Source organism: Mesorhizobium sp. P2_A12, assembly GCF_056405075.1.
In genome coordinates this window covers 492105-503978 of sequence record NZ_JBFUCU010000004.1, presented here as the reverse complement: position 1 = coordinate 503978, position 11874 = coordinate 492105, and the positions used below count along the sequence as shown (strand labels likewise).

The 11874-nt window shown below is 63.2% G+C and carries 18 protein-coding genes; 8 read left to right on the top strand and 10 right to left on the bottom strand.

From position 1 onward, the window contains the following. Positions 1-3 precede the first annotated feature (3 nt). A complete protein-coding gene (locus AC1DZU_RS12780) occupies positions 4-720 on the top strand; it encodes an SGNH/GDSL hydrolase family protein (protein WP_477285057.1) in 717 nt (238 codons plus the stop codon). A gap of 27 nt (positions 721-747) precedes the next feature. Here AC1DZU_RS12780 and AC1DZU_RS12775 read toward each other — a convergent pair whose 3' ends face one another. Together AC1DZU_RS12775 and AC1DZU_RS12770 are read right to left on the bottom strand one after the other, a co-directional pair. Then, a complete protein-coding gene (locus AC1DZU_RS12775; protein WP_082525434.1) occupies positions 748-909 on the bottom strand; it encodes a hypothetical protein in 162 nt (53 codons plus the stop codon). 115 nt (positions 910-1024) lie between these two features. Continuing rightward, positions 1025-1972 (bottom strand): ring-cleaving dioxygenase, encoded by a 948-nt coding sequence (locus AC1DZU_RS12770; protein WP_477285055.1) that lies wholly within the window; start codon positions 1970-1972, stop codon positions 1025-1027. A gap of 310 nt (positions 1973-2282) precedes the next feature. Between AC1DZU_RS12770 and AC1DZU_RS12765 the strand changes: the two genes are divergently transcribed. The 4 genes from AC1DZU_RS12765 to AC1DZU_RS12750 all read left to right on the top strand — a co-directional run bounded on the left by AC1DZU_RS12765 (position 2283) and on the right by AC1DZU_RS12750 (position 4387). Beyond that, positions 2283-2450 carry a hypothetical protein gene (locus tag AC1DZU_RS12765; protein WP_477285053.1) on the top strand — a complete coding sequence of 56 codons (168 nt, stop codon included), beginning with the start codon at positions 2283-2285 and terminating at the stop codon, positions 2448-2450. Between the two features lie 83 nt (positions 2451-2533). Further along, complete coding sequence (locus AC1DZU_RS12760; protein WP_477285051.1) at positions 2534-3124, top strand: DJ-1/PfpI family protein; 591 nt, start codon at positions 2534-2536, stop codon at positions 3122-3124. Between the two features lie 65 nt (positions 3125-3189). Then, positions 3190-3597: a hypothetical protein gene (locus tag AC1DZU_RS12755; RefSeq protein WP_477285049.1), complete on the top strand. Its 408-nt coding sequence runs from the start codon at positions 3190-3192 to the stop codon at positions 3595-3597. Positions 3598-3667: 70 nt separating this feature from the next. Beyond that, on the top strand, positions 3668-4387 hold the full coding sequence (locus AC1DZU_RS12750) for a helix-turn-helix transcriptional regulator (RefSeq protein ID WP_477285047.1): 720 nt from the start codon (positions 3668-3670) through the stop codon (positions 4385-4387). 120 nt (positions 4388-4507) lie between these two features. On the opposite strand, the gene AC1DZU_RS12745 is transcribed toward AC1DZU_RS12750, so the two are convergent. The 3 genes from AC1DZU_RS12745 to AC1DZU_RS12735 all read right to left on the bottom strand — a co-directional run bounded on the left by AC1DZU_RS12745 (position 4508) and on the right by AC1DZU_RS12735 (position 6903). Then, a complete protein-coding gene (locus AC1DZU_RS12745) occupies positions 4508-5200 on the bottom strand; it encodes a DUF1013 domain-containing protein (protein ID WP_095089368.1) in 693 nt (230 codons plus the stop codon). Between the two features lie 347 nt (positions 5201-5547). After that, entirely contained in the window at positions 5548-5688 is a 141-nt protein-coding gene (locus AC1DZU_RS12740) for a DUF1127 domain-containing protein (protein WP_095089369.1), read from the bottom strand. A gap of 204 nt (positions 5689-5892) precedes the next feature. Beyond that, the gene (locus AC1DZU_RS12735; protein WP_477285044.1) at positions 5893-6903 is read right to left on the bottom strand and encodes an NAD(P)H-quinone oxidoreductase; all 1011 of its coding nucleotides are present in this window, start codon (positions 6901-6903) and stop codon (positions 5893-5895) included. A 112-nt stretch (positions 6904-7015) separates the two neighbouring features. Here AC1DZU_RS12735 and AC1DZU_RS12730 point away from each other — a divergent pair, with 112 nt between their 5' ends. The 3 genes from AC1DZU_RS12730 (at position 7016) to AC1DZU_RS12720 (ending at position 8841) form a co-directional block, all read left to right on the top strand. Further along, positions 7016-7210 (top strand): DUF1192 domain-containing protein, encoded by a 195-nt coding sequence (locus AC1DZU_RS12730; RefSeq protein WP_477285042.1) that lies wholly within the window; start codon positions 7016-7018, stop codon positions 7208-7210. An 87-nt stretch (positions 7211-7297) separates the two neighbouring features. Then, complete coding sequence (locus AC1DZU_RS12725; RefSeq protein ID WP_477285040.1) at positions 7298-8545, top strand: MFS transporter; 1248 nt, start codon at positions 7298-7300, stop codon at positions 8543-8545. 32 nt (positions 8546-8577) lie between these two features. Further along, positions 8578-8841 carry an ArsR/SmtB family transcription factor gene (locus AC1DZU_RS12720; RefSeq protein ID WP_095089373.1) on the top strand — a complete coding sequence of 88 codons (264 nt, stop codon included), beginning with the start codon at positions 8578-8580 and terminating at the stop codon, positions 8839-8841. 26 nt (positions 8842-8867) lie between these two features. Here the strand turns inward: AC1DZU_RS12720 and AC1DZU_RS12715 are convergent, their stop codons facing one another. From AC1DZU_RS12715 to AC1DZU_RS12695, 5 genes are all read right to left on the bottom strand, one after another. Then, positions 8868-9332: an SRPBCC family protein gene (locus AC1DZU_RS12715; RefSeq protein WP_477285037.1), complete on the bottom strand. Its 465-nt coding sequence runs from the start codon at positions 9330-9332 to the stop codon at positions 8868-8870. Between the two features lie 56 nt (positions 9333-9388). Beyond that, entirely contained in the window at positions 9389-9862 is a 474-nt protein-coding gene (locus AC1DZU_RS12710; protein ID WP_477285035.1) for an SRPBCC family protein, read from the bottom strand. Between the two features lie 11 nt (positions 9863-9873). Next, positions 9874-10209: an ArsR/SmtB family transcription factor gene (locus tag AC1DZU_RS12705; protein WP_095089377.1), complete on the bottom strand. Its 336-nt coding sequence runs from the start codon at positions 10207-10209 to the stop codon at positions 9874-9876. A gap of 5 nt (positions 10210-10214) precedes the next feature. After that, positions 10215-10871: a glutathione S-transferase family protein gene (locus AC1DZU_RS12700; protein ID WP_477285033.1), complete on the bottom strand. Its 657-nt coding sequence runs from the start codon at positions 10869-10871 to the stop codon at positions 10215-10217. A 124-nt stretch (positions 10872-10995) separates the two neighbouring features. Then, a complete protein-coding gene (locus tag AC1DZU_RS12695) occupies positions 10996-11832 on the bottom strand; it encodes an alpha/beta fold hydrolase (RefSeq protein WP_477285031.1) in 837 nt (278 codons plus the stop codon). Positions 11833-11874 lie beyond the last annotated feature (42 nt).

The window sequence follows — 11874 nt, the reverse complement described above, 5'->3', positions numbered from 1 at the left end:
CCCATGCAGCGCCCTCTCGCCCTCCTCACCTGGCTCGCCTACCCGGTCTATGTCTGGCAAGGCCTCGGGGTGCGCCGCCGCACCACACGCATGCTGCCGGCGCAGGGTCCGGTCATGCACGATCTCCCGGGCAAGGCGCCGGCGATCTCGCTACTGGTGTTGGGGGATTCCTCGGCCGCTTCGGTTGGCATCGGCAATTCGGAAAACGGACTTGCCGCGCAACTCGCCATGCTGATTGCGCAGAACACCGGCCGTGCCGTGCGCTGGCGGGCCGCCGGCTTCAATTCGGCAACGTCGGGCCACATCCGCGACCATGTCCTGCCCAATCTGTCGGCGGATCCGTGGACGCATATCGTGCTCGCCATCGGCACCAACGACACCAAGAATTTTCATTCGGTGCCGCGCTTCAAGAAGGAGTTCGGCGGCCTGCTCTATGCGCTGCGCGCCAAATGGCCGGAGGCGCGCGTGGTTTGGTCGCCGGTGCTCGAGTTCACGCGGGCGCCGGCCATGCCGTCGCTGCTTGGCAAGATTCTCGAGATCCGCGCCACAGCGATGAACCGGATGGGCGAACGCCTTTGCCTGGAGCGCGGCGCGGTGCCAGCGCCGCGCCTGCCGATAACAAATCCTGAGGAGGGTTTTGCCTCCGACGGATTTCATGCCTCGGAAGCCGGCTACCGGGCCTGGGCCGAGCATCTCGTCGGCCCGGTGCTTGCCAGCTGAACTGGAGCCGGTTTGCTTGGCGCAGGCCTAGGTCCAGTGTCCGAGCACGGCTGTTATGGAAATCGCCGCCATCGCCAGCAGCGCCAGCTTCCAGAAGTCGCTGCGCCGTTTCAGCCCCGGCCAGCCGAGCGGCTTGATCAGCTGGATGACCATGATGCCAACAATGACGAGCGCGAGGAGTTTCGACATGCCGCCTTTGACCAGCAACGCGGCCGGCTGTCAAAGCACGTCATCGTTGCCTGAGAAGAATGGGCGCCGCGATCCCAAACCAGAACGCAGCGCCCGCCTTTGGCCGAGAAACGATCTACTTCAGCGGCTTGAGGCCGGCCTCGATCGAGGCGCGCTTCGGTTCGAGGAATGGCGGCAGGGCCAGCTTTTCACCCAGCGTCTCCAGCGGCTCGTCGGCGGTGAACCCTGGTCCATCGGTGGCGATCTCGAACAGGATGCCGTTCGGCTCGCGGAAATAGAGTGAGCGGAAGTAATAACGCTCGACCTCGCCGCTCGACGGCAGCCGGAATTCGGCCAGCCGTGCCGTCCATTGATGCAGCGTCTCCTGGTCCGGCGCCCTGAAGGCGACGTGATGGACCGCACCGGCACCTTGCCTTGCCGGCGCCAGTCCAGGCTGCACCAGGACGTGAAGCTCCGCCGTCGGCCCGCCCTCGCCCATTTCGAAGACGTGAACCTGGCCCTCCGGCGAGGCATAGTCGCGAGCCTTGCGCATGTTCATCACTTGCGTCACCACCGCCTCGGTGTTGGTGATGTCGGGAACGCTGATGACAATTGGCCCGAGCCCGCGGATCTGGTGCTCAACCGGCACAGGGCTTTGCGCCCAGGGATGGCTGTCGCCCTTGCCGCCATCGCTGACGAGACGCAGACGCTGGCCCTCGGGATCCTCGAAATCCAGGCCGGGGTAGCCGCCGATGTCGGCGATCTCACTCGTCAGGATGTTTTCGTCGTTCAGCCGCTGCTTCCACCAGGCAAGGCTTTCCTGGCTGCCGACCCTGAGGCCGGTCCGCACGATGCTGTGGGTGCCGCGCCGCTCATGGCCAACCGGCCAATCGAAGAAGGTAAGATCGGTGCCCGGTGTCGCTTCGCCGTCGGCATAGAAGAGGTGGTAGGCCGAAGTGTCGTCCTGGTTCACCGTCTTCTTGACCAGCCGCAAGCCCAGCACCCTTGTGTAGAAATGAAGATTTCCAGGCGCATTGGCTGTGATGGCGGTCAGATGGTGGATTCCTGTCAGTTGCAGGCTCATGGTCGTCTCCCTGTTTTTGGGGGAATAGTTTTCTCCCTCCATATCAGAACTGCGGCCGCGTCGCTGAAGACCGCGTATCCTGACAGTCCGTCGCTCAGGACTGAACAATCAAGCCTCGACCGGTATTCCCACGGTGAACAATCCCAGTCGTGCAAGCCTCTTGCGGGCTACGTTTGGATGCCGTGAAAACAATGCTTCCCTCGCAACAAGCACCGATCGCAACTATCGTCCGCGCCCTGCCACCCTCCTGACAGACTGCTGTCAGGAGGGGTATGCGATACTGCCTCCAGTTAAAGAGAGGAGACTAGCTATGAACGGTTCCACCATTCTGCGCGGCATGCAGCACTATGTTGGCAAGATACGGACGATGCGCAACGAGATCCGCACCCAGCGGTTCATGAACTCGCTGCCGGCGGACATTCGCAAGGATATCGGCTGGCCGGACATGTATGCCGAGCGTCGCTACCGCGGCAATTGAGACGAATTTTTCGACACTGCGGTTGGATGTGGGCGCCACAACGCCCAGATAACAAGTCCGGCGCGCAAGGGAGGAGCGAGCTCATGCCCGAACAGAAGCAGATCGGCTTTCTTTTCATCGACGGCTTTGCCGACTGGGAATATGGGCTGCTGGCGGCCTCGGCGGTCGAATGGTTCGGTGCGCGCACCGTATCGCTGACGCCTGGTGGCAAGCCAGTGACCGGGATCAGCGGTTTTCGGCTGACGCCAGATCGCTCGGCTGAAGCTGGGGAGAATGCCGATCTCGACGCCATCGTCGTCATCGGCTCCGACCAGTGGGCAGGCAAGGCGCCGCCGGATGCGGCAGAACTGCTCACCGCTGTTGCGTCGCGCGGGGGCGTCGTTGGCGGTATCTGCGCCGGCACCCTGGCACTGGCCCGGGCCGGCCTGTTCGAGCAGGCCAGGCACACCAGCAATGGCCGCGATTGGATCAACAGTCATGAAGCCGGCTATGCCGGCGAAAGCAACTATCAGGACGTGCCGCACGCCGTTGCCGACGGCGCGATCGTTTCCGCGCCGGGCTCGGCGCCGGGCACCTTCGCGCTCGCCTTTCTGAAGACGCTCTATCCGGAAAGAGGCAGCGATCTCGCGCAGATGCGGACGCTGTTCGCCAAGGAGTATGCTGAAGCCTCCTGACAGTATGGTGTCAGGAGCGTCGTGTCATAGATGCGCAAATCCATGAGCGATCGAAAGGACGATCGATGAAAAGCTGGAACGACAGGCTGAACTCGCCCGGTATCAACGGCGTGAAGCCGACGCCGCGCACGATGGCCGATGTGATCGAGGGCCAGCCGATGCTGGTGCCGACAGCTCGTCAGGTCGATGAGTTCATCCGCTCGATTCCAGAAGGCGTCGAGATGGATGTCCGCGCGCTGCGCACGGCGCTTGCCATCGAACACGGCGCAGAAGTGACATGCCCAGTCACCATCGGCTATCATCTGCGCACTGTTGCCGAGGCCGCCAACGAGGATCTCGAGCGCGGCATGACACTGAGCGATATTGCGCCGTTCTGGCGGGTGCTCGACTTGAAGACGCCGACCACGAGAAAACTGTCCTTCGGCGCGGCATTCGTCGCCGCGCAGCGCAAGCGCGAAGGGCTGAAACCATGATGCATGCCGCCCCAAAACTGTTCTGCGGTTTTGGGCGACATGCATAGAAACAACGCCGAGGGACCAAACGATGCGCCGCGCCGACAGGCTCTTCCAGATCGTGCAGCATCTGCGCGGTGGCCGTCTGGTCACCGCCCAGAAGCTCGGCACATGGCTCGAGGTTTCCGAGCGAACCATCTACCGCGATATCGCCGACCTGCAGTCGACCGGAGTGCCGATCGACGGCGAGGCAGGGGTTGGCTACATGATGAGGGAGGGTTTCGACCTTCCGCCGCTGATGTTCACGCGTGACGAGATCGTCGCGCTGGTTGCCGGCGCCCGCATGGTGCGCGCCTTTGGCGGCGCCGCCATGGCGCGCGCCGCCGACGAGGCGCTGATCAAGATCGGTGCGGTGCTGCCGGATGCCGAGAAGGACCGCATCGCCCGCACCGAGATCCACACGCCGATGTGGGTGGTCAGCGACGCCGCCCGAGAGGCGATCGACCTGATCGAGCGCGCGGTCGAAAAGCGCCAGGTTCTGACCATCGACTATAGCGACGAGGCCGGCCGCGGCACCGCACGCGATATTCGTCCGCTCGGCCTGTGGTTCTGGGGCAAGGTGTGGACGCTGGTCGCCTGGTGCGAGATGCGCGACGACTTTCGCGCCTTCCGTATTGATCGCATCGCTTCGGTGGTCATCGCCGGCCGCATCTTCAAGCCGGAACGAGGCAAGCAGCTTGCCGACTTCTACCGCGCGGTGGAGCGCAGCGAGGATTACGGCATGGCGCCGGATCGCGCGGCGCGGACCTAGAGCGCGCCAGGAAGAGTGTGGAAGGTTTTCCTTCCGGTATTGTGTCAAAACAAAAAGAGATTGCCGGATCGCACAAAAAAGCCCGCTCGAAGAGGGCTTTTTTGTTGGGTGTCGGAGTTATCACTCGTCGTCGTTGTCGGTGTTCTTCGACTTCAGGGCCGAGAGCTTGGCGAAAACGGCGTTGGCGTCGAGCTCGGCGTCCTCGTCCTTTGGCTTCTCCGGAGCCGGCACCAGCCGCTCGGTCAAGGCCGCCGGCAAAAGCGTGTCGCCGACAGGCTGCGCCTGTTCGCGGCCACGCGAAGCGCGGTTGACTTCCATGTCGAGGTCGATCTGCGAGGCGAGGCCCAGCGTCACCGGGTCCATCGGCTGCAGATTGGCCGAGTTCCAGTGCTTGCGCTCGCGGATCTGTTCGATCGTCGACTTGGTGGTGCCGACGAGGCGCGAGATCTGCGCATCCTTCAGTTCGGGATGGTTGCGCACCAGCCACAGGATGGCATTCGGCCGGTCCTGGCGCTTCGACAGCGGCGTGTAGCGTGGACCCTTGCGCTTGGATTCCGGCACCCGCACCTTGGGGTCCGAAAGCTTCAGGCGCTGGTTCGGGTCCTTTTCGGCGCGCGCGATCTCGTCGCGGGTCAGCTGGCCGGTCATGATCGGATCCATGCCCTTGATGCCTTGCGCCGATTCGCCGTCGGCGATCGCCTTGACCTCGAGCGGATGCAGCCCGCAGAACTGCGCGATCTGCTCGAAAGAAAGCGCGGTGTTGTCGACCAGCCAGACGGCAGTCGCCTTGGGCATCAGCAGCGTATTGGCCATTTTTAAAAATCCTTCTCGTTCGCCCGCGTTCCCGCGCGGGCGGTGGTTTAGAGCCACCAAAATGGGAAATTCGCGGCCTGTATAGCCGCTCCGTCGCCGCTTCGCAATGATTTTGGATGTCATCGGCCAGAAACCGTGGCCCGCGACCACTGGAACGGCTTCGCGCTCTTGAGCAGCGACAAACTGGCTTTGCCGACGGAGGCCGCGGTCGACGGCCCTGGTCGTCCGACCCCCAGAACGACAAAACCCGCCGGACTGGGTCCAGCGGGCTCGGAACCGCGACGGGATCCGTCTGATGCGGCTCTGGCTTCTACGGCACCGTCCGCCTGCGCGGACCGTGCTCGGCTTTAGATGGCCTTGCGGGCGATCTTTTCGATGTCGGCGCGGTTGATGCCGAGATCGTTGAGCTGACGTGCGTTGAGGCTGTTCAGTTCGCGCACAGTCTCGGTGTACCTACGCCAGTTACGGAAAGCGCGGATCGGGTTCATGGTAGTCCTCCAAATGGGTTGTTCGTTTCGGTGATGCTCAAATAGTCATCATCGATCTGGACTTGAACGGCCGTTTTTGCATAGCAATGATGCAAATGCTGCATTGCACCATTAAGCCTCTGTTCATCTTGTAGGCAGGGAGGCGCACGACCAGGACGTGTCGAGATAGAGGTCAGGCCGGCATCATCTGATTCTCGATCCGCCCTAGCCGACGTCGAGCACGATCTTGCCGATGTGCTCGCCCTCCTCCATCCGCTCATGCGCCCGCCAGGCCTCGCTGAGCGGGAAGATCATGTCCATCACGGGCGCGACCTTGCGCGTGCCGAGCAACGGCCACACCTGCGCCTCCAGCGCTGCCGCGATTGCCGCCTTGAATTCGACGGTGCGCGGCCTCAGCGTCGACCCCGTATGGGTCAGCCGCTTGACCATGATCTTCGAGAAGTCGGCGCTCGCCACGGCGCCGGCCTGCACGGCAATCTGCACAATGCGACCCTCAATCGCCGCGGCCTCGTAGTTGCGCGCCACATAGTCGCCGCCGACCATGTCGAGGATGACATTGGCGCCTTTGCCAGCGGTCGCCTCCTTGACCGCGGCGACGAAATCCTCCTCGCGATAGTTGATCGCCCTGTCGGCGCCGAGCTTCAGGCAGGCGTCGCACTTCTCGTTGCTGCCGGCGGTGGTGATGACATTGGCGCCGAAAGCCGAGGCAAGCTGGATCGCCGTGGTGCCGATGCCGGACGAACCGCCATGGACGAGCAGCGTCTCGCCGCTCTTCAGGCCGCCGCGCTCGAACAAATTGTGCCAGACGGTGAAGTAGTTTTCCGGCACCGCCGCGGCTTCGGTGTGGGTAAAGCCGGCCGGCAGCGGCAGCACACTGCCGGCGTGAACCTTGACATATTCGGCATAGCCGCCGCCGGGCGTGAGCGCGCAGACGCGGTCGCCGATGCGCCAGCGCGATATGTCATCGCCAAGGGCGGCCACTTCGCCCGACACCTCGAGGCCGGGCAAGTCGGACGCGCCGGCCGGCGGCGGGTAGGCGCCCTTGCGCTGCTGGATGTCCGGCCGGTTGACGCCGGCGGCATGCACCTTGATCAGGATCTCGCCGGGGCCCGGCTGCGGCACGTCGCGCGTTTCGGGTTTCAGCACCCGGGGGCCGCCCGGCACCGAGATCGCGATGGCCGTCATTCTTGCCGGAATTTTCTGTCCGCTCGCCATGAGATTTCCCGTCTTTCCTCGCCGTTATCCGACCGGCTGTTTGCATCGACGCCCCTGCCCTATGTATGCTGATTGCCAAATCAGGCAAATGGCCAATGTGGGAGGAGCGACGATGGCGATCTTCGACGACGAACCCAAGAAGAGGGCGCGCCCGCACGAGATCGGGCAGGACCTGTCGCTGCTTTCGGTCGGTGAATTGACCGAGCGGATTGGCATACTGCGCGATGAGATCACCCGCCTGGAAAACGAGCTCAGGGCCAAGGACAGCACCAAATCGGCCGCCGAAGCACTGTTCCGCCGCGGATAGAGGCGGGCGCGGGGCTCGCCGCGGAAAAGCCCGAATGCGACTGTCTTCAGACTCAAGCGTCCCCGCCAACCCGAGCCGGATCCAACAATGTTCGCAACCTACCGACCGATCCTCTCGCTGCTTCGCGGCACCGCCTTCCTGCTCGCGGCGTCTGGATTGCACGGGCTGCTGTTGCCGCTGCGCGGTCAGTTGGAAGGCTTCTCGACCGCATCGCTCGGCCTGATGGGCACGGCCTGGGCCGGTGGCTTCGTCACCGGCTGTTTCTTCGCACCGCGCATCGTGCGCCGCGCCGGGCATGTGCGCGCCTTCGGCGCCTTTGCCGCGTCCGGCGCCATCGTGGCGCTGCTCACCGGATTGATCATCGACGAGTATGTCTGGATCCTGCTGCGCGCCTTCACCGGCTTCACCATGGCCGGCGCCTTCATGGTCATCGAAAGCTGGCTGAACGAAAAGGCCACCAACGAGAACCGAGGCACCATCTTCGGCCTCTATATGATGGTCACCTATGCCTCGATTATGGGCGGGCAGATGATCGTCGCTGGCGGCGACGTGAAGTCCGCCTCGCTGTTCATGATCACGGGCATTCTATTTTGCCTGTCACTGCTCCCGACCGCGGTTTCGACCGCTTCCCACCCCAAGCCGCTGCAGGATGTCTCGCTCGACGTCAAAGGCCTTTATGTCAATTCGCCGGTGTCCGCTGTCGCTTGCGTCCTGATCGGCATCGCCAACGGCGCCTGGGGCACGCTTGGCGCCGTCTATGGCGCCCGCATCCGCATTCCCACGGCCGAGATCGCCCTGATGATGAGCCTGGTTGTCGTTGCCGGTGCCGCCATGCAGCTTCCGGCCGGGCGCCTCTCGGACAAGACCGACCGGCGTTTCGTGCTGGCCGGTGCTGCCTTCGGCGCGGCCTTGGTTGCGCTTGCCATCTTTCTGTTCGAGCCACGCTCCAGCGTCTTCGTCATCGTCTTCACGGCCGCCTATGGCGGCTTCGCCTATACGCTCTATTCGATCGCGGTGGCGCATGCCAACGACCACGCCCGCGCCGAGGATTTCGTCAAGGTGTCGGGCGGCCTGCTTCTGCTCTACGGCTTCGGCACGATGATCGGACCTCTGCTGGCAGCCGCCTTGATGGGCTGGATGCGCCCGGAAGGCCTGTTCCTGGCGACCGCTTTCGCGCATGTCTGCCTGGCGGGCTATACGTTGCTGCGCATCAGCCGCCGAGCTCCGGTGCCGATCGAAGATCGTGACGCCTTCAAGACGCAACCGGCCGACCGGTCGGTGACGCCGGAAGCATTGCGGCTTGATCCCAGAAGAAAAGCAGAAGCAGACAGTTGAGATTCGAAAGGCTTTGCCTCACTAATAAAGGCATGATGTTTTCCGACGCCTTCATGGCGATTGCCGATCCCAACCGGCGCCATCTTCTGGAAGAACTTCGCCGCGGCCCGAAAACCGTCAACGAGTTGGCTGCGGGTTTGCCTGTATCGCGCCCGGCCGTTTCGCAACATTTGAAAGTGCTGCTCGATGCCGGGCTGGTCAACGCCAAGGCCGAAGGCACCAGACGCGTCTATACGGTGAGCAATCCCGGCTTCCTCAAACTCAACATCTGGCTCGATCAGTTCTGGGAAGCCTGACGGCCCCGCCGTATCGGCAACGCAGTTCAAGCTTCCTCGCGCAAGAAAGCGCTGAGCGCATCGAGCAGCTCACCTGTGCCATGCTCGCGTGTGGCCGACGTATCGTGGCCGTCGAGGAAGGCACCCTGTTCCGTCATCACAAGCCGCGTCCCGTCGCCCTCGGCAAGCAGCTCGATCGTGGCCAGTGACACCGAGACACGGGTTTCGCCGAACAACAACTCATAGCTGTAGACGATGCGCTGGTCCGGCACGATGTCTTGATAGACAGCATTGAAAAAATGCATCTGGCCATCGCTCGGACAGCCGGCATTGACCTCCCTGCCGCCGATGCGGAAATCCATTTCATGCCTGCTGGGCATCGGATCGTGCGGATCGGCGAACCAGCGTCGCTTGGCCTCTGGATTGCTCAGCGCAAAGTAGACTTTTGCGGGCGACGCTGGGTAGCTGCGCTCGATGACGAAGGTGGAATGGACAACGGAACGTTCGGTCATGGGATTCTCCTCGATGGATGGATTGAATTCAGAGCATGATCCTCATCGATGGATCGTCAGGCACCGGCGGTCTCAGGCACGAATTCGGCAGCCAGGTTGTCCAACGCCGCGTTGAATCCGGCCTTGCTGCCGGCGATCATGTCCTTGCCGCCGAAGGCAGCGATCTGGTCGGTCAGCACCAGCCGCGTGGACGCACCGACCGGCTGAAACTCGATTGTGATCAAGGAGGCGGACAGCCGGTTCCAACCCTCGCAGACGAGCTCGGTCGACACGATGCGCTGCTCAGGCACGATATCGACGTAGCGGTTTTCGACCCGGTAGATCAGACTGCCACGCGGACCGCAGCGGCTGACATCCAGCCCGCCGACGCGGAAATCGGCCTTGTCGTAGACCAGTTCGGCAGTCTTTGAAGGCGCGCCCCAGCGCATGCGGGCCTCCGGGTCGGCAAAGGCCTGGAACACGCGCGCCGGCACAGCGTCGTAGGTGCGCTCCAGCACGATGGTCGAATGAATCACGGAACGTTCCGTCATGATTGCCTCCTTCAGCTTTTGTCCTTGGTCTCAGCCAGAAAATCGCCGAGCCGGTCCAGCCGGCGCTCCCAGACGAGACGCCGTTCATTGATCCAGTGTTCGGCTGCTCTCAGTGCCTTGGGTTCGATCTGGCAGGTGCGCACCCGACCGACCTTCTGCGTGCGCACGAGGCCGCTTGCCTCCAAAAGGTTCAGATGCTGGACGACGGCCGACAGCGACATCGCCAGCGGCTCGGCCAGTTGGCTTACCGAAGCCGGGCCGCGCGACAGCCGGTCGACCATCTGCCGCCGCGCCGGATCGGCGAGCGCCTGGAACATCAGATCGAGCTGGGCAGGATCGTGCAGCATTGCGATCAGCCGTTGTTGTAGGGAAAGAACTTGAAGTAGGGCTGCGCCTCCTCGATCACGCGGGCGAAAGCGGAGCGCTGCACCAGGCGGTCATGGTATCGCTTCACGGCCGGGTATTTGTCGCCGAACGGCTCGACCTTGTTGGCGTAGAAGAGTGCGGGAGACGCCGAGCAATCAGCCATGCTGAAGGCGTCGCCCACCGCCCAGGTCTTCGTCTGCATGTCCTCTTCGACAATGGCGTAGGAATTGCGCAACTGGGCGCGGGCCTGCTCGACGCCGAACAGATCGGTCTTGTCCTGCGGCCGCAACCGGTCGCCGACGATCTTCTGCATCGGTTCCTGCACATAGAAATCATAGAAACGATCGGACTGCCGGACCGCCAGCGCCAGGTCGATGTCGGCCGGGACGAGGTCTACCGGCCCCGGATAGTGAGCGGCCAGGTATTCGACGACGATGGTCGATTCCAGCACCGTGCGGTCGCGCGCATCGTCGCGCAGGGCCGGCATCTTGCCGGTCGGCGAAATCTTCAGGAAGGCCGCGCGCGACTCGCTGTCGCCGAGATCGACGATGACCGGCGTGAGCGGTATGCCGTTCTCATACAGCGCGATCAGCGGCTTCCAGCAGAACGAGGCCAGCGGATGGAAATGAAGCGTCAGGGACATTTTTTGCTCGTCTGTTTGGGAATGCGCCGGTGGTCGGTGTCGTGCTGCTCGCCAGGATTAAACACTGAAGCATTTACTTAACTATTGCGGCAGGCCTTGCTCGTCAAGGCCCGCGCAGGGTGGCTCAATTGTCCTGAGTGTGATCGACGATGGCGGCGACCATCACCGTCCAGTCGTCCGGGTGCAGCTCGTGGCCGCCGCCTTCGATCCGAAGAATTTTCGCACCGGCGACGGCCTCGGCCAGTGCCTCGCCGTGCTCGACCGGAAAGATCGGATCGGTGGTGCCATGGATGACCAGCAGCGGCGCCGTCATCTCGCGCAGCCGGCCCTTCCATGCGTCGCCGCCCTTGACCATGAAGTGGTTGGTCGCGTTCAGCAAACCGCCGGATCGATCGTAATCCTGTTCGATGAAGGCCCGCATCCCGGTCTCATCGAACGGGTGCGCGGTGCTTGTGATCGCCCGCGTATCCTTGACCATGAAATCGACCACCTGGCCACGATCCGACCAATCGACTTTCGCGCCGTCGGCCGAATGCTTGACATAGGCATCGCTCGTTTGTGGCAGATGCGATGTGTCGATCCCCAAGGGCGAGCTGCTGATCACGGTCAGCGAAGCGACACGGGACGGGTGCCAGAGGGCCACAAGCTGGGCGATCATGCCGCCCATCGACATGCCGACGACATGCGCCTTGCCGACGCCGTGGTCGTCGAGAACACGCATAGCGTCGTCGGCCATGTCGTCGAATGTGTAGGGCGGCTCGCCCGGCGGATATTTGGTCGAACGGCCGGTATCGCGATTGTCATAGCGGATCACGAACAGGCCGCCATCGGCCAGTTTCCGGCACAACGCGTCCGGCCACCAGAGCATCGAGGCCATCGATCCCATGATCAGCAACAGCGGCGGGTTTGCCGGATCGCCAAAGGCCTCGGATACGATCTTGGGGCGCTCGATGGTTGTCATGGCTCAGTCTCCTCCTCAGCAATACTGATTGCGTTTTGCAAT